The organism is Methylobacterium iners, assembly GCF_022179305.1.
GTDB classification, from domain to species: domain Bacteria; phylum Pseudomonadota; class Alphaproteobacteria; order Rhizobiales; family Beijerinckiaceae; genus Methylobacterium; species Methylobacterium iners.
Map to the genome: position 1 here is coordinate 1 of NZ_BPQP01000149.1, position 19558 is coordinate 19558.

Here is a 19558-nt window from a genome sequence, read left to right on the forward strand (position 1 = left end):
AGTTCTGATCAGTGAGAACTGATATAAGCGCTGATTTGAGCCCTCGATGGAAGGACCCAGAAACCCTGAGACCGCAACCCGATGACGCCAGAGCTACGCCAGGAGCTTGTCAGCAAGCGGGTCGAGGGCATCGACGCCGCCTTGCTTCAGATTGGGTTGGGCCGCGATGCCAAGGATGCGGCGCTGAGCATCTGTGCGCACCTGATCGATCTACTCAGCCTGCTCGACCGCAACCCTGGCCTGGATGCGGCGGCCGACGACCTGCAGAAGAGCGTTCACGCAATCGTCGAAGCAGGCGAAGGTCGCGGCGTCGAGGATCGACAGGCGCGACTGCTGGCAGATGCTTACGCTCGCTTTCGTGCTCGTCTCGAAGCTGCCTGCGTTACGGTTATCTCCTGAAGCGCAAGCGGAGTGGAGATGTAAGTACTCAAACCTGTAGACGAGCAACTAATGCAGCAGGATCATAGCACGGCCGTGGGCCATCGCGGCTCACCTATGGCATGTCGAGCCTTCCGAAGGCTGGGTAGTTGACGTCGAATACGGGAGGCGGATGTGCAGGAGGCACTTAACGCGGATAAGGCCGCCCGCGTGATCGCAGCGAACGTCTACACGGCCTTTACACTCCAAGCCGCTGCGTTCATTCACCCCGCCAAGGAGCTGGTCATTGTGGCCCGGCTCGTGGAAGCCATCCGTCCAGAGATAGGCTCGTCGCCCGAGGTAATCATCTCTGTAGCGAACGAGATCCTAGAGGCTTGGGAGGAAGGTAACGACGAGGTGCGCGGTCCCCGGGTGGTCTCGATCAATCTATTGGACGGCTCCGTGACAATGAAGGAAATGCATTAGCCGGCGTCATCTTCATCGAGTAGTGCAGCGAAGGGTTTGGCGTACGTTTGAAGAAGCCCTGAGCCGAACCAGCTTAGGCCGGGTTCCCGCTCAACGGCCCTACAGCCGTGTGCTCACCTTCAGCCCCGCTGCCCCCCCCGCCGGGCAGGGCTTCTTTATGCGTCTTTAACGATGGCGGATGCACGAAGAGGCAGGTTCGAAACCAAGAGCCACAACGCTCGTCACTGATTGGATGACACCTTCGCGACGGCAATTTCCGCCCGGCCAGCACCTGCTGCGCCGGGCTTTTCTTTGCTTCGTTAGCTGGGCATCATCCTGCGGTCTGGGAGCTTCTCTCCTGTCGCGCCCCGGACAGGCCCTGCTGTCGGCTCGCCCGAGCATCCGGCAGCAGTGCCACACATCGTACAGCCCGCTGGGTTCGCTCGCGGTGGGCCCCTCGGTCAGGATTCCACCCGAGCGTGCGCTTTGTACGTGACCCTACTGCAGGATGGTCACAGCGGGCGAGGCTCCATCCAGCCTGCTGCTAGATCCCCCGCAGCCGAGCAGCAGTGGGACACATGGCTTCTCTCCGCCCGCCTGGAAGCAGGTGCGTGTTGCCACTTGGAAGCCGTAGGTGAGCAGAGCACGCCTCGACGACTTCAAGAACCCAAGCGAGCTAGCTGTCTGAACTCGGGCGTATACTGGAACGTCTTGTCATCACCGCTCCACGCGTACTCATCACACGTCAGACTGAGTACCTGCTCCTCCATTTCGAGTGCATCGAGCAAAGGCCCAAAAGCCTCCTGAACGGGCTCATCAAAGGTATTGACAAATTCCTTCCGCAGTTCATGTCCGATCTTTGCTAATACATACAGCGAGCGAAATCCATATTGTTGCATTATAGACACCATCAAATTGTCAGTAAATCGATTATCGGGCGGAAATGTCGCCTCACGCAGATTAATAACTGGTTAACGTGCCCTATTTGATAGATCATAACTAATGTTATCTGGCTTTATCTTAAGCTATACAGTGGGCGCAATTCAATTGTAGGCATCAATGACGCCCACGAACGGACGCGCTACTTAGAGTGTGCGTGGCAGCCTGGCGCAACCCTAACCAGCGGGCACCGCCAATGGGCAGCTGGTTTCGACTGATTTGCATGCGGCGGCGGGGCTGCGCACTTATCCGATGGGCGCCTGCTGCATCTTCCGCGAAGGCTTGGCCGCTCAGGTCGCCAACGCCATCAGGTCATCACTTTGGTTCGCCTGAGATCTCGCTCCTACATCATGCCGGAAATGAACTTACCGTCGCTGACTAGGTTAAATCGGTAAAGAGTGGTTGCCATGTACAAAGCGGCTTGCGTTGGATTAATATTGACATGCGTTAGTTTTACTGCTGGTGCGCAATCAGCATCAGGATCAGCGCTTGACCAGCTTCGCGCGTTGCCAAAACCGAAGGGCCAAGGCGATCTTGATACGACGCGTCTCGTTTCGGTCGAACGAACGATGGCAGCCTCAGCAGAGGAGCGGACGAGCGGACTTTGGCAATCATGGCGCGTCGCCGCGTGCCAAGGGTGCGGTGTTGGAGACCAGCGGACGGTTGCTGAGATCAATCTGGCGACAGCTGCTTATGTCCGTCTAGGCGACAAGGAGTTGCTACGCCTTCGAGCCCTTGACTCTTCTGAGGTCACTGACCCGCTTCAGAACCAAGATCGAAGCGCGCCCCGCATGCTCGTAAGTGACCTCCTCGCATCACGGCTCAACCCGACCACGTCGAGCCCCTAATTCGGCGTTCCGCATTGTCTGATGCGGCAGGGCCACCCGCTGCCAATCCGCGAAAGCGGAACTCACCGAGTCTCCGCAGCGCTCGGCTGGGGTTTGGAAGTAAGCGCCTGTCGGCCAGCCTCGGTCCGCCGGGTCTGCCAGTAGTGCCCGCCATTGGGTCCCGGCCCGACACTCAGAGCGCAATAGCCGCGTCGCCGTTCACGCATCTCGACGAGCCCCGTTCCACAAGGCGCAGGAACACAGTGCCCGCGTGCCACTCATCAGGCATGTCCACCTAATCGTCAGGTGTATCCCGGAGTAGGTTGCGTTGGAGCGGGGTCAGTGGTGCCATGTCTCAGCCCTCGACCTCCTTGACGTTCGGCAACGGCAGAGGCAGCGGACGAAGGGTCTGCAACCACACAGTTCGCGGTTGGGTGAAACCGCAGTTAATGCCCAGGCGTGACGCGATAGATCGCGGAGGCATGCCATGGCACAGAGACACTTCATCGTCCGGCGCAGCCGCTTGGGCAGGTTCAACTTCACGCTTCTGACGATTGCGGGACGGCTCACAGGATCCGTGACCGTCCCCGTTGAGGGCCGCTCCGCAGGCGAGATCAAGCAACACGCCCTAGATCAAATCCGAGCGCTCGCTGAGGAGTTCGCCCGTGTCCAAGATCGAGAAGGCTCATCGCCCGGTAGGCGACCGGCCGAGCCCATCGAAGGTCGCGCCTAGGTTCCCATACCCGCTTCTTCGGCTTCCAAAGCCTTTGCAGGCAGACGGCTGCAAGCGCATAGCGATTTGTGTTGGAAGATAGACTTCGGTGCAACAGCCAGTAGTTGGCATTGGGCACCCGACGGATTGTCTGATCTCATACTCGCCGCGCCATGTTGGAACGGTTTGCCGGAGCTGATGATTTCAGCGCTGTTTTACAGCTGTGTTGAATGCCAGATGCCGACCGCCACCGAACAGACCACACCAGCGTCACACGCGATTGATGTCGGCCATTCGCCCAAACGTGATCTCGTCACCCCTGTTGCCCTGCTCATCGGCGGGGTTGCAACGGTGATCTGGACGACCTTCTTAGGTTGGGCAGCCTTGCGCCTCGTCATCTATGCGTTTGGAGCCGGGTAGACACGGCTGACAATGCGGTTGGCCTATCCTTTGGGGTGGGAACATGACGAAAAGCCCCACGCCGCATGAATGGACGAGGCTTTCTTATATTGACTAAGATCGAGACGCACTAACTTCAGCCGTGAGCTGAAGCATGCCACTCTGATCCGAAATGAGCCCGTGCCCCCGAGACACGATGCCAGCGTTGCGCACCACGCTCATTGCGCCGCAAACCAATAAATATTGCAACGCAAACTGCTGCTAAGCTACCACCGATCGGTGCAGCAAGTACAGCAACCAGAGCTCCGTAGCTCCACAGCGCTGCCGCTGTGATTGGACCTCCGACAAGACCTGCAAAAAGTATCGGGATCATTTACGATCCTCCGATCGGAACCACGTTTGTTGGTGAGATAAGTGGGGATTGCAGCGGTTGGTTCAACTTACTAGCGTGCGATCTGCTGCCGCGCCCTGGTCAGGAGTTGGATGCGGCCTTCAAGCGCGCGAACCGGTGTAGGACGCGAGAGACCTGCATTGGCGACCACTGACCTCCTCGTGCTGCCGTGATGCCTTCGTCCTTCAGCGCACCTGCGATCGAGGTCAGCGATGTTATACCAGCGCTCTGCAGCGCGCTTATCGTTCCAGCCAGGTCGGCCGCGCGTTGCGCCGCAGAGGCGGATCGTACGGCCCTTGCACGTTCCAAGTCGGCCGACATGCCGGCTCTCCCACTTGAAGCCAAACATAATCCAGCGGGACGAGGCGCGGGAGCGCACAACCCAAACCAACGAGCCGGCTTTGGCTTACACCACCGCTAGGTCTGTGCCCGCGACAGCAGTCTGATTTTCTGTCCACTCCTGAGCTGGATGATCGTCTCCTCGGCACAGAGGTAGACCTCATCAGACAGCACGCCGTAGCTGCGGGGCAGAAGAGGATTGAGCCCCGTGGAGGTTGGCCGGGATACCGTCCAAGCGATGATGCAGGACCCTACTAATCAGGTGACGCTCCTGTCTGCCGCTCTGGTTGTCACGAACGATGCGGGCGAAGTGGTGGGCAAGTTCCCCTTCGCGGATGCCTTCAGGTTATTACCCCGCGTGGCCGATCGCGCGCCTTATCACCACGTCGAGATCCACTCGGTTCGCTCCGTACCGCTCTTGAACTCTATTCCCTGCCCGGATCCCTGATCGGAATAGCCGACAAGCGCATTATCCCGTCAGACTAGGGCTGCCTCGATGATGTCGGGATGCCTTCGAACCATCTGCACAATGGCATCAGGCTGAGGTTGCGCTGCCTGAGCAGCTGCGCACCCGGTTGTACAGCAGCCCTGGCGCCTCAGGACCATCAAGCTGGAGCCAACTGCCGAAACGAGCGTTGCCCGCCCATGCACACGGCGCTTGGTCTTCTCGTGCTCGGATACGCCCTCTGCGAGGCCGGTGGGCTCCTCGTCGGATGGTCGCGGACCGATGTTGTTCGCCGCTCCGGTGCCTTCGCCCAGCTGATTGGTGTGCTGCTGGGGTGTTCAGCTGGCATCATCGCTGTGAGCCGCGCCATCACCTAACCAGGAACCGTCCCGCGCTGTCGTCTTGATCCTAGGTCCTCATCGGATCATGCCGAGGTACGACGCAATCCATTGGGGCGACAGCCGGTCAACCCGGTGGGCAGTCACGACGGCGCCGAACGAAGTCCGCGTCAGCCCAGCACCATACCGGCCGTAACGACAATCAGGCACATGACAATGATGGCGAGCCCAATCATCATTGACGGACGCTCATTGGTGAAGCGGCGCTCCACCCCCTCAACGGCCGGGCAAGCGGGATCGCCGCCGCAGCAATAACCTATGTAAGTTGAGCCGAGAGGTTCCCGAAGAATGAAAAGAATTTCATCTCAGATTTTCATTATTCATTAAACACCTGCTTCGGATATTAGCTCACGAATGGCACATTATTGCAACACTTCGGAGATGCGAGATGTCCGAACGACGCCGTGTACAAAGGCAGCCTTGTGACTTACCTGCACGTATCTTCGTGCCCGGCTCAAGCAAGCCAATCAAATGCAACATCACGGACATCTCAACACGTGGAAGCTTCGTGCGCACGAATGCCCATGACTTCATCCCTCCAACCTTCGATCTCGCCATCGGCTTGAGCAACCTACCGCGTGCTTGCCGCATCGCGCGCTATGAGGCTGATGGTTTGGGCGTCGAGTTCCTTGATCCCGTGCGTCGTGAAGTCGAAGAGATCCTTGTCGAATACGCATTCAAGGAGGAACTGGTGTTTGAGGCGCTCAGCCCCTCTCTGACGGGTGACGCAACGATGACCAGGGTGCGTCTTCATCAAACGGTAGACGCCCTCATGGCGCTGATTGAGCGTCGCCATGCGATGAGTTGGCAGCACGCCGATGCCGCCTGAGCTGGAGAATTGATGGCCTACACCCTTCATCGTCTCGCGGCCGGCAGCTACGACCTCGCCCATGATGACGCTATCATCGGCTCCGTAGTCCGGGAGGTCTCACCGAGCGGGAACGTCAAAGGATGGCATGTCGAGTTGCTGGACGATGTGCCGACGGTGCTGCGGCCTCATCCATTCACGCGGTCAGAGCACCGCTTCGATACGCTTGAAGCTGCGTTAGCCTGGCTCGGTGATGCGGCTGTCGACGAGAGAGACTGAGAACCGCGGTCGGATCAAGATGAGCGGTGCGCACCTCGGCTATGCTGCCGTTCATCGAACCCGCCATGGAACGAGGGTGGCAATGCCGGCGATGATGACGGCCGCAATCATCCAGGCCGCTCCTCCTTCAGCAGCATAGGCAACCGCTGCGATGAAGGCGAAGAGGCCGATCAGAACCAAGGCAGTTTCTATGCCCGTCATCGGCGCTTCGCGCGGGCCAGCAGAGTGGCTGTGCGGATTGAGGCTCTGAGCGCGACTTTGCCTTTCTTTCCGCTCTGGAGGAACTTTGCCGTGAAGGCATGGGCGGCGATGGCGGCAGTGATGTCGACCTCGTGGGCAGGCCCCAGAGGAACAATCCCAGGGTCAGGCGCGGCAAGGTATGCCGTCACAGCCGCCTCAACGTCTGCGTTGCTGATTGTCCCTGCCGATACGAGCTGACTGACTGTCGGATCGCCTTTCATCCCAATCACCGTAGGGTGGGCCTTGCGTGACGGACAAGCGGCCCGCCGCCCGATCTGATCACGGGCTGGCGGGGCGTGTCTCGGACCCCTCTACACATGAGTTAGGGCTGCGATGCCGCTTGAAGCAGATTTAGATCCATGGCCGACAAGGCAAGCAGGGGCGCCGGCATAGCCACACCAGTAAGCTGCGAAGAGTTGCGTGGTGGCTGAGGGGCATCCAGACCTAGATCGACTGGCTCAGACGCTAACGGGCCTCAGTTAGCAGATCGAGTCCGGTGCGGGGCGCAGAGCGAAAAGTTAAGTAAAAACAGTATTTTAGCCAGATTTTTGGCTCCCCGAGCAGGACTCGAACCTGCGACAAAGCGATTAACAGTCGGAGCTATGCTATTGGATTATCTGTATGTTGTTACCGCGTCGCCGAAGCATGAGAGCGGATAATAGAGCTGCATCGTTACCCTCCTCGGCGTGCTCACCCAGGAGTACGCCGAGGTTTTGCGACGGTTAGATGCCTAGCCCATGGTCCATATGCAAGCGCATGATACCGGGCCTCTCGATCAAGCTGCAGCTGATGCATTAGTTGCTCGTGACCAGAGCTCAGGAACTTAGGCAAAATAGAAATCATCTGGGCTGCAACGTCGCCCTTGATGTGTGGGTGATGCTCGCCTGTCGGTCTCACGGCGGTAGGAACACCGGGAGTCCCACCGGGTTCGCTCCCACATGGAAGCCTACGTCGTCGCGCTCGCTGGGTTCGGCACCCTCGTCCTCCTCACGGCCTGGTTGCCCGTGGTGCTGCGGCAGCTGCCGCTCTCCCTGCCGATCTGCTGTGTTGGGATCGGAGCCGGCCTCTCCTTCCTGTCGCCGCTCCAGAACCTTGCGCCCCATCCGCAGGCGCACCTAACGCTCATCGAAAAGCTGAGCGAGCTGGTCGTCATCGTTTCGCTTATGGGAGCGGGACTGAAGATCGACCGCCTGATCGGCTGGGCACGCTGGATCGTCACCTGGCGGCTCCTGGGTATCGCCATGCCGCTGACCATCCTGACGTTGACGGCCCTTGCCTCAACGCTCCTCGGACTCGGTTTGGCCGCGGCCCTGCTCCTGGCATCGGCGCTCGCGCCGACCGATCCGGTGCTGGCCTCGGATGTCCAGGTCGGAGCCCCGACCGAGGGGCAGGAGGACGAGATGCGCTTCGCCCTGACCTCCGAGGCCGGGTTGAACGACGGCCTGTCCTTTCCCTTTGTCCACCTCGCTATCGCGCTCGCCGTCGCGGAAGGGTTTGGGGCCTGGCAGTTTGGCGAGTGGCTGGCGATCTCCGTCCTATGGAAGATTGCAGTGGGCATTGGGCTCGGCTTTGCGATCGGTCGGGGCCTCGGCTGGCTCACCTTCCACCTACCTAACCCCGCCAAGCTCTCGCGCACCGGCGACGGCTTCGTGGCGCTTGGTATCACCTGCCTGACCTACGCGGCAGTCGAGGCTGCGCACGGCTACGGCTTCATCGGAGTCTTCGTCGCGGCACTGGCTCTGCGCGCCACCCACCGGACCCATGAGTACCACAACAAGATGCACGACTATGCTGAGGAGCTCGAGCGGCTCCTCATGATGGTGCTTCTCGTCGGATTCGGTGCGGCCCTGCTGGGCGGTGGTCTACTGCGGGCCCTCACCTGGCCGAGCGTTGCCTTTGCGCTGCTCGCCTTGTTTGTCGTGCGCCCACTGAGCGGCTGGCTCAGCCTGCTGGGATCAAGGCGTCCTATGGACGAGCGAGCCGTAATCAGCTTCTTCGGCATTCGCGGCCTTGGAACGATCTACTATCTTGCCTACGCGCTCAACCACGCCGTCTTCGAGCAGACGGAGTTGCTATGGAGCACCGCAGCCCTGACAATCCTGATCTCGATCGTCCTGCACGGCATCACCGTGACACCCGTGCTGCGCTTTCTCGACCGGAAGAGCGGACGCGACACTGAAAGCGCCCAGCTCGGCCTACCGCTCGCCTCCTGAGGAACGTCGTCGAAAGAGGCACGTAGGGGACGGATCCCAATGGCTGCTTGTTGCACTGTTCAACCGAAGTGCTCAACGGTCCGAACTGGTGAGGCGCTAGGTCGCCACTGTCGACCTCACGTCAGGTCACCGGCCATTGCAGGCTGTTTCGGCGTAGAGGCCAGTCCTTCAGGCGCGCGCGGGAAACGGGTGTGAGGTTGATGGCTCCTCTGTCCTGACGTAGCCGCTGGCGATGTGCGAGAACTCAGGCGTGCGAAGATAGCCGTAGGACTTGTGGTGGTTGGCCTCGCCGTTCGGCCGGCAGTAGTCGTTGACGACACGCTGGTCGATCACCTCTACACCCGAATTGTTGGGGCCGTAATCTGACCCCAACGCGCCCGTGACGGTGACGATATCGTTAGGGTCCGCCAGGTTAGTCCATTGCCTGACATTGTTCGGCACCCGAACCCCACCGCACTCCCCCTCGACCTTCAGCTTCACTTTCGCCAAGCCGAGCGGTGAGCCTGCGGTGACGAGATGATCGACAGTCAGGCCAGGCTCGTCGCGCTCCAACAGACGAAGTGCGTCGTAGGCGATCACCGAGCCCATCGAGTGCGCAAACAGCAGGATGCGGTGCTCATGGAACTGATGCAGGCGCTCGATCAGGCGGGCACGGACCTGCTGCGCGAAGTCCTGTTCGACATGGTAGTGCCAGAGGTCGTCGAAGCGGTGCTCCAGGATGAGGTCGTCCACGAGGGTAATCCCCGTCGCCTCCTCGATGCGGTCGATACCTTCGTAGACAGTGGCGAGCACGTCCTGGCCCGTGAGGGGGGGCGCGTCTTCCCCGCTGGGCAGGGGTCCCTTCCCGCCGTGAGGCAGGTAAGGTTCGATAATGGCGTCGCCTTGCAGCGGCGCCTCGTAGCGAAGGTCAGCCCAGTAGACGAACTCGAAGGCGAACTCGGCGCCAGTCAGGCCCTGGTTGCGAGCGAGGCCCTCGGTGATGGCGGCCTTCCACCAACGTGTCTTCTCATCGACCGGCGGCTTGTTGGCCAAACCATGAATGCCGATGATGACGCCAAGTCGCTCCTTCATGGTCTTCGTTCAGGTCCCAATCTGCGGCGGAACCTTGGTTCTGCCTAGCTCAAATACATTAACTTGCTAACGTCGATGGACCGGATCTGGTGCTGGCTTAGTCGAGCGTCACCTGACCAATGCCTCTAGGGTTCTCGATCAACCGCTTTGCCCGGCATGGCGCGCAGCTGCTCGGTCACGGCATCCACTTGCTGGCGCAGGGACTGGATCGGTGCCTCGACACCGCCCAGCGCACACACCAAGCTCTGGCGCACTCCCGCAACCTGGCCACGCAGGCGCCGTCCGTTCTCCGTCAGCTCAACCCGCAGCTGACGCTCGTCGGCCGGATCGCGGTCACGCCGGACATAGCCGGACGCCTGTAAGCGCTTCAGCAGCGGCGTCAGGGTGCCTGAGTCCAGATGCAGCCGGGCGCCGATCTCCTTCACGCTCACCCCATCCTTCTGCCAGAGCGCGAGCAGGACCAGGTACTGCGGGTAGGTCAGCCCGAAGGGCTCGAGCAGGGGCTTGTAGGCCGCTGTGAAGGCGTGCGCGGCTGAGTAGATGGAGAAGCAGAGATGCTGCTCCGGCGGAGCTGTGTCGTCGGTCTGGCTCATGCAGGCCCCTTACACGACTATTGAGCTAAGCCATAGCGCTTTATGGGATTGCGCTCTAACAGTTTGTGCTCTAACTATTAGAGCGCGGTCGCAAGGACCGGCAGGTCCAAGCGACATCAAGAGCCCCTGCCCTTGATCACGAACCATCATGGGCAGGAGACAGAGCGTTGGCAGCTGGCAGTAAGCAGAACCAGGCGGAGATCCTCGTTGCGGAGGACGACGTCTTAGTCCGCATGATCGCCACCGACATTCTGGAAGAAGCTGGCTTCCGAACAGTCGTGGTGCATGACGCAGTGGAAGCAATGATCGCGCTGGAGGCCCGACCTGAAATCCAGGTGCTGTTTACCGACTGGAACATGCCGGGCGAGATCGACGGGCTTGGCCTTGCTAGGCTGGTCCACAAGCGCTGGCCGACGGTGGGCATCGTTGTCACCTCAGGCAAGCTGCACCCAGAGCCGGGCGAGCTGCCGGCGGGGGCACGGTTCATCAAGAAGCCGTACCGGCCCTCCCTCCTGATCCAGGAAGTCGAGGACCTGCTCGCCGGCCATACAGAGGCAAACGTAGGTGCCCCTGTGATCCCAGAGGGACTGATCTCACACACGCCCTCCAGCCACGCGGCAGGCGCCGACATTGCTGGCCCGCCTTCCGAGGCTGACAAGTCCTGAGATCAAGCCATTGGCCACAAAGCCGCGTGGTGAGTCCGGCGGCATCGTTAGGCCGATCAGATCGGCTCCAAGGCTGCTCCACATAGCGGCTCAGAGACTTGCAGGGGCTATGAAGCACCCATTGGCGTCTGATTCCAAGTTCAGATCGATAGTACGCTATGCGGATCAAACAGGAGGCACAAATCTACTTTCCCACTCGCTACAGCTTGGTGCAGGACGGAAGCGCGCTCCCAAGCAACCACAACAGAGGCATCCAAGGGCGACCCGAAGCTGCACAAGCTTCAGGCGGAAATTTCCTGTACAGGGCAGGCAGGTGCAGACGCGCGGAACAATACTATGAATCGAGGTCATGAACGGCCAGAGTGGCCCTCTGGCGACGGTGAGATGGCCAAGCGTATTCGCGAGTACGATTGGCCAACCACGCAGATCGGACCGGCCGCATCTTGGCCCTTGAGTCTTAGAACTGCAATCGACATCATGTTAACTTTGCAGTCGCCAGCCTCTTTGCTCTGGGGTCCCGACCGCATCCACCTCTATAATGACGCTTACGTTCCCATTGCCGCCGAGCGCCACCCGTTGGCTCTTGGAAGGCCAATCGACGAGGAGGCTGAAAGGGCGTTTGCGATCTCGCCAGGTCCCCGCCTCAACCAATTGTTCGCTGGAGAGACGGTGGCACTTGCCGATTGCGCAATGGCGATGCTTGGCGCGAACGGTGTCGAGGAACGCGTCTTTGCTGGCAGCCTCATACCCATTCGCGACGAGAGGGGCGCTGTCGGCGGCGCGTTCCACCTACTTGTAGAGACCACAGCAAGGGTGTGCCCTGACGCCAAGCTACGTGAGAGCGAGGAGCGCTTTCGCTCGTTTGCGGAGAATTCCGCCGACGTTCTCTGGATTGCTGACGCGGCCGGACGGGGTTTGGAGTATCTCTCGCCCGCCTTCGAGGGGATGTACGGCACCAAGCGCGAGCCGATCATGGCCGACCTCGCCCGCTGGGCCGAGCTCATCCACCCTGACGACCGAGAGGCCGCGCAAGGTTTCTTCCCGCGTGCGGCGGCAGGCGAGACGGCGATCGCCCATTACCGCGTGATCAGGCCTGAGGACGGACGGGTCGTCCACCTGCGGGATACAGGCTTCCCCGTCCGCGACGAGGCGACGGGTCGGATCGAGCGGGTGGGCGGGATCGTGCAGGATGTGTCCGACCTGGCCAGGGCGGGGGGGGCCCTTGAGGCGGAGAAGGAGCGCTTCCGCACGCTGGCGGAGGGTATTCCCCAGCTTGCTTGGCGAGCGGCCGACGGGGGGCACTGGACCTGGGCCTCGCCTCGGTGGCTCGCCTATACGGGCCAGAGCGAGGCTGAGAGCCAGGGCTTGGGCTGGCTCGATGCCGTGCACCCCGACGACCGCGACAGCACTCTTTGCGCTTGGCACGATGCCGAAGCGCGCGCCGGGCTCTCTGTCGAGTACCGAGTGCGGCGTGCCGCGGACGGGACGTGGCGCTGGTTCCAGACTCGCGCGCTGCTCATGCATAAGGCCGCGAGCGAGGTCAGCACTGGTCGGGAGTGGTTGGGCGCGTCCGACGACATTGATGATCTCAAGCGTTTGCATGGTCGGCAACATGTCCTAGTTGAAGAGCTCCAGCACCGGACGCGCAACTTGCTCGCAGTGGTGCGTTCCATCGCGCAGCAAACGATGGCGCGGACCGGGCACGGGGAGGCGTTTAGGCTCCAATTCAATGATCGGCTCGCCGCCCTATCTCGGGTTCAGGGATTGCTGTCGCGTGCCAGCGGGGAGCCGATTACAATTGGCGCACTCGTTCGCATGGAGCTTGATGCGCTGGGAGCTAAAGACGCGGAGGGCCGCATTGTCTTGAGCGGGCCTGACGTGTCTTTGCGGAACACGATGGTGCAAACCCTCGCACTCGCTCTGCACGAGCTCGCGACGAATGCCCGCAAATACGGCGCGCTCGCCACGAACCGTGGTTCGCTGCGCGTGAGTTGGACTGTAAGAGACAACACGCACCGCGACGAGCGTCGCCTGTGGCTAGAATGGATGGAAGAGGGTCTCGATTGCACCCACATCACTCAGAACTCTACCAGGAATGGTTACGGACGAGAGCTAATTGAGCGAGCGCTGCCCTACGCGCTTGGCGCTACGACCGGCTTCGAACTTGGCGAAAACGCTGTGCGTTGTACGATTGACCTGCCACTCAGCAAGCCGAGATGATTTGGAGAGGGCGTACAACAGCGCTCTCCAGGGGGACGACCCTTTGATAATCTTGGGTGGGCGTTAAAAGCTAATTCTTGTTGAAGTATATACATAGATATTATTCATTTTACAGTGTTTTTCTCCGAGATTTCATTCGAAAGATTTTAATCGCTCAATGCCTCGCTCCTGATGAGATCTTGCTCGATCTTCAAAAGCGCATGTAGTCGGCGCAGCCAGATCTGTGCATCTTGTTCACTTGCTTCAGCCGTTTGGGCTCGTTCCTCGGCTTGCTGCGCTCGCTCTTCCGCCAGTCGCAAGCTCGCCTCGATCCGATCGGCCGGCAACGAGGCCTCATACGCCTGGGCTTCGGCCGCCTCGGCACGCCGTTCAGCCCCTTCCGCCTGCAGGACGGTGCGCTGAATGAGCGAACGCGACTGCTGCACAATCTCCCTAGCCCGGTGCCGTTCACGGCGGACCTGCGCGCCCACATCGCGGATCAGCTGGATGGCACCCGGCCAGTCCGGGTCCAGAAGGTCCGGATCAGCGTCAAATGCCTCAAGCTCAGCAAAGAGGGGGGACAACATTCTGCGAGGAGGCTGCGGCCGGCGCGGTCTATATGGCCGGCGGCGAGCTTCCCTCTCCTGCGGAGGGGGTTGTGCTCATCTGAGCCGCACGCTCCTCAGCATCATCGGGGTGATCGGGCACGAAGCGGGGAAGACGCGGCGCGATCAGGCGACTGACTTGTCGCCGGGCTCGACCACGAACTCCTGCGAGATCGTGTCGTAGACCCGCGCCAGCCACTCCTCAGCGACGCGAGCGCGCTCCTCGGCCGCCTTCACGCGCTGGTCGGCAGACTTGAGCAGCTTCTCAGTACGAGCCTCCATCTCAGCGGCGCGCGCATCAGCGGCGCGCACACGCTCAGCGGCGGCCTGAATGTCCTCGCGGGCACGATCCAGGAGGTCCTGAACGCGCAGCTCCTGCTCATGCGCCTGTGCCTCGATCGCGCGGCTATGAGCTGCGGCCTCGCGGATGCGGTCGATCAGCTTGGCCCAATCCTTTGCTGAGGATCGCCGAGCCGGTGGCGCTTCGCTCTCAAGATCATCGAAGGGGCCCACCAAGCGCAGTACTTTGCTCAGACTGCCTTCCTCAACTGCGGCACGGACCTCGATGGAAGGTGTCCCGTCAGACGTAAGGTCCCAGGGTGCTCGCTTGATCGGATCCATGAACATGACACCTCTCACAACGCAGCACACAACAAACCGCTCGCTGAGCTTAGAAGAGGTTTAAGCAGTATATTTCCGACGTCAATGCAGGGGTCTCGGGTTAAGCAAAGGGGAAGGCGCACGCGCTTGGCTGATGCTGTTTTGCCACGTGGCTGAGGGACGGTGGGCCGCACGATGCAAGCTGCCGAGCGGACAGGCGTGATCGTCAGCTTTGACTTGCCCAGATCGCAAGACCGGCAACTGCGACCAGCGTGACACTGCATAGAAGCGCGATCAGCCCAAGCTCAAGGTAGAAGCCGCGCGTGGCGGCACGACGTTCCGCTTCCTCGGCCGTACTTAGCAAGTAGGAGCTTGGATCAGCCACGAGCCTCAGCTCGGCATGGTTGCGAGGATGGGGTGTAGAACCCACCCACTCATGAAGGAGTGGCGGCTCATGGTTCTTCATGCACGCGAGATCCACCTTCAACGAGCTACTTACCCATGTGACCGGACGGGAAGACCTATGAGGCCGCTGCGTTGCTCACAGGAAGGGCGCTCACAGTATGGGCTTGGTCCTGCCTTCTAAGATCTCACTCGCTCCCGAGCGGCGCCCTCAGGCGACCCTTGTCTGCGCCTCGGTGGCGGCAGCCTGCAACGCGGCCATGCTTCCGGGCTTGCCGAGGAGGTAACCCTGGCCGCGATCTGCGCCGAGATGACGGAGGGCGTCCAGCTCTGACGCCGTCTCGATGCCCTCGGCCACGATGCACGAGCCCATCTCGCGGGCATAGAAGACCATCGCACTGGCTAGAGCCCGTCGGGCCGGATCCGTGTCGACGGCGCGTGTCAGGCTCATATCCATCTTGATGATGTCAGGACCGAGCTGCACGATGTGCTGCAGGCCCGAGTACCCAGCGCCCGCGTCATCCACGGCCACCCTCACGCCGAGCCGCTTGAGTGGCCTGAGCTGGGCATGCAGTGCAGTGTAGTTTGACACGGCTGCGTGCTCGGTGACTTCCAAGATGATTCGCTCGGCGTGTTCGACAGAAATGAGGTCTGCCAAGCGTCCGCTGATCACCAGCTCGGGCGAGGCGTTGATCGACAGCGAGATCGAAGCCGGCAGCTCTGGCAGGGTGGCGAGCGTCGTCCTGAGGACGGCCATTTCCAGCTCAAGGCCGAGATCAGCGTCCAGGGCGTCCTGGAACCACTTGTCGGGTGAGCGATACGGGGTCGCCTTGAACCGACATAGCGCCTCGCAACTCGTAACCGTGCTGCTCCGCAGGTCGAAGATTGGCTGGAAGACGATGTCGTAATCCTGAGCCGCGATGACGGCTGCGATGCGGTCATAGGTCCGCTGGGCCTTCTGTCTCTGCTGAAGGCCCGTGTTGACCTGCTTTGTCGCCAGTCCTGCAAAGACGCGCATCGTGGCCAGGTCCCGCTCGTTCAGCGATGGGATCGCCCGAGGGCTGAGGCAGCAGAACATCCCGAAGGGCGTGCCGTCGAGCAGACGGATGGGGATGCTGATATGCGAGCCGATGGGCACGGCTGCCGTGATCGGCATCTCGCGTGCGAGCCGCACCTGTGAGGTGTCGGGGATCAGCTCGGGCAGGCGGCCGGCCAGGATGTGGTTGCAGTAGACATCGTCCAAGGAGTGCGAGTCGCCGACCTTGATCAGGTGCTCAAGGCCCGGCGCATCGACGCGGCGGAAGATGGTTCTGCCCGCGTGAAACTCGGAGAAGTAGGCCACCTCCATGCCGAGGTGGTTCCGGATCGCCACGAGGGCGTCCTGGATCACGTCCTCGCCGGCAGCGGCATGAGTGCCGAGCGGTGCAAGGTCGTCGTGTGACAAAGCCATGAGCAGCTCTCCTAGCGGTGCCCGGGTGATCACAGGTCTCGGTGCTCTAGACAGACGATGTCTCGATGGTGGTGCGTGGGCGCGGACGCAGCAGGTTACGAACCTGCGTGTAGGGGCGCGGTCGATTGATGATCTCATCGAGACGCGACCACAGGGTCTTGGGCGAGAACGGTTTGGCAATAATCTCGTTGACGCCCAACCGGACTGCGCGCTCGACCCGGTCGCGGCGGGGCTGCGACAGCATCAGGATCAAGGGCACAGTCGGCGCCGGCGAGGTGTCGATGTCTCGGACGAGGCGAATGACCTCCTCACCCGTGAGGATCGCCAGATCCCAGTCCAGGATCACAAGATCGGGACGGACCTCGACGAGCGCGCCTAACGCCTCGGCACCATCAGGGGCTTCCTGCACCCGTCGGATGCCGACCCGCTGCAGCATGTCGCGAACGATACGGCGCGTGTAGAGGCTCTCGTCGACGACAAGCACAGCCAGGTCGGGGAAGGTCGGGGCGCCGATCATGATCGTGTTGCTCGTCTCGACACAGAGCCTCAGCGGCCGAACTTGGACGATGCGTGGAGCGCCCCCTGGTGGTTTGTCATGGCGCTGATCAGAGCGTTGATGCCAGCATCCAAGTCTTCGATCTGACGACCGAGCCCACCAAGCGCGCACCACAGCTTCTGGCTTGTATCCAGCGGGCTGACGTCCACAAAAGCGTAGGTTGCTTCGTGGAGCGGAGCTTTGATCTGCTGAAGACGCTGGGAGAGACTTTGGAGCGAGGCGATATCATAGCCGATCTCACGACGCCGCCATTCCGGGAAGTGCTGCGCCGGCTTGGCCGGGAAGAGTTGCACGACCTTTGTATTCGGCGAGGTCATAGTCTTAGCCTGGGGAGAGGATGATGTCAGCCAGTAGGATGAGAGCAGCGCATGTATTGCGCTCGCGCCGTGTCAGCAGGGCGTGACAGTCACCATAGCGCACAAGTACGAATTAAGCGTTAATACACAAAAATGTGATCAAACATACCAAGTAACGCGAAAAGCCGTCATATGTTAGATACAATAAAAGTTACAATTCCGAGCGGGACCAGCGTATTCGCAATACCAACAGCTACTCACCCGCGGCGCTGAAGACCCTCAGCCGCCGCAGCTCCTTTCCTAACAAGTCGTTACTTACCTCCACCGGCTCGAAGCGTGAGGCGCCGTCCCGTGACGGCCGGCCAAGACGCCGTGCGACCTCGCGCTCGAACGAGAGGAAATGCTCGATGCGGCCGTCGGCGTTCCGCAAGGGCCTGCAATCGATCTCGACGACGTACTTGGTGCCGTCGGCTCGATAATTGACCAGAAAGCCGTGGAAGCGCTCACCGGCCGCAAGCGCCTGGGCAAAGTGGTCGAGCACGGGGCGACGTGTCTCGCGGCCTTGCATGAAGCGCGGGCTGATGCCGATGACCTCGGTCGGGTCGCGTCCCGTGAGTTTTCCGAAGGCTCCATTGGCATACAGGATGATTGGACCAGGCGCCTTGACCGTAGCGTCCGTGATGAGAACAGCGACGGGCGACTCATCAACGAAAGCGCGGATCAGCTCAAACAGGGTCATGGACGGTGCTGATGAACCCGAATGATGATTATTCTGGGTCAGGAGGCGTCTTCGTATCCTACCATGCTGCAGCGGGGCCATCGACCGAAACGCAGAGGAAGACTAGGGCTCGTCGACGGCGATGAACGGGCCTCATCAGCTCATGTGGTTGAGTCTACGGGCATCATCACGAGGCGGTCAGAACACGGTCTAGCTTCAACGCGATCTGCGCCATCTGCTCTCCCGTCCCACGCTTCGCCTTCTCCAAGCGGAAGCCGTGGAGGCGTGGCAGCAAGCGACTGCTGCGGCGTGAGTTGATACGGACGCGACCGCATTTGCAACCTCACTTAGATGCCCGTTACAATGCCATGGACAGAATTGCCGGGCCCAGATCAAAGTACTGTGGACTCACAGGGTGTGCTCGCCACCTCTGCCCGCGCTTAAAGCCAAGGAAGTCAGGGGCTGAGACATGGCACCACTGACCCCGCTCCAGCGGAGTCTCTTCTGGGACACCCCCAACAATTGGGTGAGCATGCCTGATGAGTGGCACGCAGGAACTGTGTTCTTGCGCCTCGTTGAACGGGGGTTCGTGGAGATGCATGAACGGCGGCGAAGCTATTCCGCCCTGAGTGTCGGGCCGGGACCCAATGGCGGGCACTACTGGCAGACCCGGCGGACAGAGGCTGGTCGACAAGCGATCGCTTCCCCTCCCCAGCCGGAGTACCCGGACATTCGGTGAGTTCCGTCTCTCGTGAGATCACGAGAAAGAGAGGGTCGGGAGTGACAGGTTCAGGTCGAAGCTGCGCATCGCCCCCTCTTGCGCCAGCCACATCGTAGCTTGCGCAGTAGCTTGGCCAACTAGGTCAAGGTTGCAGCACAGTTTAACATACGACAGTACAAGCAATTTGAGCGCGCGGATTAACGCCCTGTTAAGTGGTTGCAGGTGATCTGAGCCTGTTCTTCAAAGCTATAGAGCACGCTCAGGGTGTCTATAATGCAACAATATGGCTTTAGATCGCTGCTTGTTCTAACAAAGATTGGCTATGACCTTAGAGATCAGTTCGCCGACACCTTCCACGAGCCCGCTGACGAGGTGTTTGGCTCCCTTCTCAATGCTCTGGACAATGCAGAAGGTGTCCTCAGCTTGGCACCTAATGAGTATCAGTGGCTCAGCAACGACCTGTCATTCACGTATGTAGGAGTTGGTAAGTAGCCGGCGTGCTTTCGTCGCTCGCACGTCAAGAACAGCGTCTGCTGGGGGTTTGGCTCTTCAGCGTGGGCGTGATGATAGCAATGAGCGGGTATGAGGGTACCATTGGTCCCGAAGCCCCTCGGCTCTGGATGGCCTATCCTGAGCCGGGTGGGAGCGCCGCCTCCGAACAAGCCTTGGAAAGGTTGACTTCATGCCGTTAAGCCGTCGCCGGTTTTTCGCCTGTGCCTGTTGTGTTCTACCTTCGCACCGGCAAGCGACTGCCCCAGAAGCTCTCCGAGATCGTGGTGCAGTTCCGGGCCTCGCCCTTCTCGATCTTCCCCGCCGAATCCTTCGGGCGCGAGCCGAACCGCCTCGTCATCCGGCTGCAGCCGGAGGAGG

At 60.8% G+C, this 19558-nt stretch carries 19 protein-coding genes and 1 pseudogene; 10 read left to right on the forward strand and 10 right to left on the reverse strand.

The window, feature by feature from the left end; translation table 11 throughout:
- Window positions 1–81: 81 nt before the first annotated feature.
- From MFF55_RS26260 to MFF55_RS26285, 6 genes are all read left to right on the forward strand, one after another.
- Window positions 82–399, forward strand: a complete 318-nt coding sequence (locus MFF55_RS26260) for a hypothetical protein (protein ID WP_238247151.1) — start codon at window positions 82–84, stop codon at window positions 397–399.
- Between the two features lie 153 nt (window positions 400–552).
- Window positions 553–843, forward strand: coding sequence for a hypothetical protein (locus tag MFF55_RS26265; RefSeq protein ID WP_238247153.1), 291 nt, complete (start codon window positions 553–555; stop codon window positions 841–843).
- A 2655-nt stretch (window positions 844–3498) separates the two neighbouring features.
- Window positions 3499–3720: a hypothetical protein gene (locus tag MFF55_RS26270; RefSeq protein ID WP_238247155.1), complete on the forward strand. Its 222-nt coding sequence runs from the start codon at window positions 3499–3501 to the stop codon at window positions 3718–3720.
- A 1354-nt stretch (window positions 3721–5074) separates the two neighbouring features.
- A complete protein-coding gene (locus MFF55_RS26275) occupies window positions 5075–5251 on the forward strand; it encodes a hypothetical protein (protein WP_238247156.1) in 177 nt (58 codons plus the stop codon).
- Between the two features lie 409 nt (window positions 5252–5660).
- A complete protein-coding gene (locus MFF55_RS26280) occupies window positions 5661–6101 on the forward strand; it encodes a PilZ domain-containing protein (protein WP_238247158.1) in 441 nt (146 codons plus the stop codon).
- Window positions 6102–6113: 12 nt separating this feature from the next.
- On the forward strand, window positions 6114–6359 hold the full coding sequence (locus MFF55_RS26285; RefSeq protein WP_238247160.1) for a hypothetical protein: 246 nt from the start codon (window positions 6114–6116) through the stop codon (window positions 6357–6359).
- A 51-nt stretch (window positions 6360–6410) separates the two neighbouring features.
- Here the strand turns inward: MFF55_RS26285 and MFF55_RS26290 are convergent, their stop codons facing one another.
- On the reverse strand, window positions 6411–6560 hold the full coding sequence (locus MFF55_RS26290; RefSeq protein WP_238247162.1) for a hypothetical protein: 150 nt from the start codon (window positions 6558–6560) through the stop codon (window positions 6411–6413).
- The gene (locus MFF55_RS26295; RefSeq protein ID WP_238247163.1) at window positions 6557–6820 is read right to left on the reverse strand and encodes a hypothetical protein; all 264 of its coding nucleotides are present in this window, start codon (window positions 6818–6820) and stop codon (window positions 6557–6559) included. The genes MFF55_RS26290 and MFF55_RS26295 overlap by 4 nt, the downstream gene beginning before the upstream one ends.
- Before the next feature lie 717 nt (window positions 6821–7537).
- On the opposite strand from MFF55_RS26295, the gene MFF55_RS26300 reads away from it, so the two are divergent.
- Window positions 7538–8812, forward strand: coding sequence for a cation:proton antiporter (locus tag MFF55_RS26300; RefSeq protein ID WP_238247164.1), 1275 nt, complete (start codon window positions 7538–7540; stop codon window positions 8810–8812).
- A 168-nt stretch (window positions 8813–8980) separates the two neighbouring features.
- On the opposite strand, the gene MFF55_RS26305 is transcribed toward MFF55_RS26300, so the two are convergent.
- Complete coding sequence (locus MFF55_RS26305; RefSeq protein ID WP_238247166.1) at window positions 8981–9883, reverse strand: hypothetical protein; 903 nt, start codon at window positions 9881–9883, stop codon at window positions 8981–8983.
- A gap of 125 nt (window positions 9884–10008) precedes the next feature.
- On the reverse strand, window positions 10009–10476 hold the full coding sequence (locus MFF55_RS26310) for a MarR family winged helix-turn-helix transcriptional regulator (RefSeq protein ID WP_238247168.1): 468 nt from the start codon (window positions 10474–10476) through the stop codon (window positions 10009–10011).
- Window positions 10477–10643: 167 nt separating this feature from the next.
- On the opposite strand from MFF55_RS26310, the gene MFF55_RS26315 reads away from it, so the two are divergent.
- On the forward strand, window positions 10644–11141 hold the full coding sequence (locus MFF55_RS26315; RefSeq protein ID WP_238247170.1) for a response regulator: 498 nt from the start codon (window positions 10644–10646) through the stop codon (window positions 11139–11141).
- Window positions 11142–11525: 384 nt separating this feature from the next.
- Window positions 11526–13361 (forward strand): sensor histidine kinase, encoded by a 1836-nt coding sequence (locus tag MFF55_RS26320; protein WP_238247172.1) that lies wholly within the window; start codon window positions 11526–11528, stop codon window positions 13359–13361.
- Window positions 13362–13507: 146 nt separating this feature from the next.
- Here MFF55_RS26320 and MFF55_RS26325 read toward each other — a convergent pair whose 3' ends face one another.
- The 6 genes from MFF55_RS26325 to MFF55_RS26350 all read right to left on the reverse strand — a co-directional run bounded on the left by MFF55_RS26325 (window position 13508) and on the right by MFF55_RS26350 (window position 17988).
- The gene (locus tag MFF55_RS26325; RefSeq protein WP_238247174.1) at window positions 13508–13927 is read right to left on the reverse strand and encodes a hypothetical protein; all 420 of its coding nucleotides are present in this window, start codon (window positions 13925–13927) and stop codon (window positions 13508–13510) included.
- Window positions 13928–14071: 144 nt separating this feature from the next.
- Window positions 14072–14566 carry a hypothetical protein gene (locus tag MFF55_RS26330; RefSeq protein WP_238247176.1) on the reverse strand — a complete coding sequence of 165 codons (495 nt, stop codon included), beginning with the start codon at window positions 14564–14566 and terminating at the stop codon, window positions 14072–14074.
- Between the two features lie 592 nt (window positions 14567–15158).
- A complete protein-coding gene (locus tag MFF55_RS26335; protein ID WP_238247178.1) occupies window positions 15159–16397 on the reverse strand; it encodes a sensor domain-containing phosphodiesterase in 1239 nt (412 codons plus the stop codon).
- 46 nt (window positions 16398–16443) lie between these two features.
- Window positions 16444–16914: a response regulator gene (locus MFF55_RS26340; RefSeq protein ID WP_238247180.1), complete on the reverse strand. Its 471-nt coding sequence runs from the start codon at window positions 16912–16914 to the stop codon at window positions 16444–16446.
- A gap of 29 nt (window positions 16915–16943) precedes the next feature.
- Complete coding sequence (locus MFF55_RS26345; protein ID WP_238247182.1) at window positions 16944–17270, reverse strand: hypothetical protein; 327 nt, start codon at window positions 17268–17270, stop codon at window positions 16944–16946.
- Window positions 17271–17502: 232 nt separating this feature from the next.
- Window positions 17503–17988, reverse strand: a complete 486-nt coding sequence (locus MFF55_RS26350) for a PAS domain-containing protein (RefSeq protein ID WP_238247184.1) — start codon at window positions 17986–17988, stop codon at window positions 17503–17505.
- 1419 nt (window positions 17989–19407) lie between these two features.
- Between MFF55_RS26350 and MFF55_RS26355 the strand changes: the two are divergent.
- Window positions 19408–19558 (forward strand): annotated as a pseudogene (locus tag MFF55_RS26355) (glucose-6-phosphate dehydrogenase); the annotation flags it as partial.

Coding starts and splice junctions, on each gene's coding strand:
- MFF55_RS26260 (WP_238247151.1), top strand. CDS start 82: ATGACGCCAGAGCTACGCCAGGAGCTTGTCAGCAAGCGGGTCGAGGGC.
- MFF55_RS26270 (WP_238247155.1), top strand. CDS start 3,499: ATGATTTCAGCGCTGTTTTACAGCTGTGTTGAATGCCAGATGCCGACC.
- MFF55_RS26275 (WP_238247156.1), top strand. CDS start 5,075: ATGCACACGGCGCTTGGTCTTCTCGTGCTCGGATACGCCCTCTGCGAG.
- MFF55_RS26280 (WP_238247158.1), top strand. CDS start 5,661: ATGTCCGAACGACGCCGTGTACAAAGGCAGCCTTGTGACTTACCTGCA.
- MFF55_RS26285 (WP_238247160.1), top strand. CDS start 6,114: ATGGCCTACACCCTTCATCGTCTCGCGGCCGGCAGCTACGACCTCGCC.
- MFF55_RS26290 (WP_238247162.1), bottom strand. CDS start 6,560: ATGACGGGCATAGAAACTGCCTTGGTTCTGATCGGCCTCTTCGCCTTC.
- MFF55_RS26295 (WP_238247163.1), bottom strand. CDS start 6,820: ATGAAAGGCGATCCGACAGTCAGTCAGCTCGTATCGGCAGGGACAATC.
- MFF55_RS26300 (WP_238247164.1), top strand. CDS start 7,538: ATGGAAGCCTACGTCGTCGCGCTCGCTGGGTTCGGCACCCTCGTCCTC.
- MFF55_RS26305 (WP_238247166.1), bottom strand. CDS start 9,883: ATGAAGGAGCGACTTGGCGTCATCATCGGCATTCATGGTTTGGCCAAC.
- MFF55_RS26310 (WP_238247168.1), bottom strand. CDS start 10,476: ATGAGCCAGACCGACGACACAGCTCCGCCGGAGCAGCATCTCTGCTTC.
- MFF55_RS26320 (WP_238247172.1), top strand. CDS start 11,526: ATGGCCAAGCGTATTCGCGAGTACGATTGGCCAACCACGCAGATCGGA.
- MFF55_RS26325 (WP_238247174.1), bottom strand. CDS start 13,927: ATGTTGTCCCCCCTCTTTGCTGAGCTTGAGGCATTTGACGCTGATCCG.
- MFF55_RS26330 (WP_238247176.1), bottom strand. CDS start 14,566: ATGGATCCGATCAAGCGAGCACCCTGGGACCTTACGTCTGACGGGACA.
- MFF55_RS26335 (WP_238247178.1), bottom strand. CDS start 16,397: ATGGCTTTGTCACACGACGACCTTGCACCGCTCGGCACTCATGCCGCT.
- MFF55_RS26340 (WP_238247180.1), bottom strand. CDS start 16,914: ATGATCGGCGCCCCGACCTTCCCCGACCTGGCTGTGCTTGTCGTCGAC.
- MFF55_RS26345 (WP_238247182.1), bottom strand. CDS start 17,270: ATGACCTCGCCGAATACAAAGGTCGTGCAACTCTTCCCGGCCAAGCCG.
- MFF55_RS26350 (WP_238247184.1), bottom strand. CDS start 17,988: ATGACCCTGTTTGAGCTGATCCGCGCTTTCGTTGATGAGTCGCCCGTC.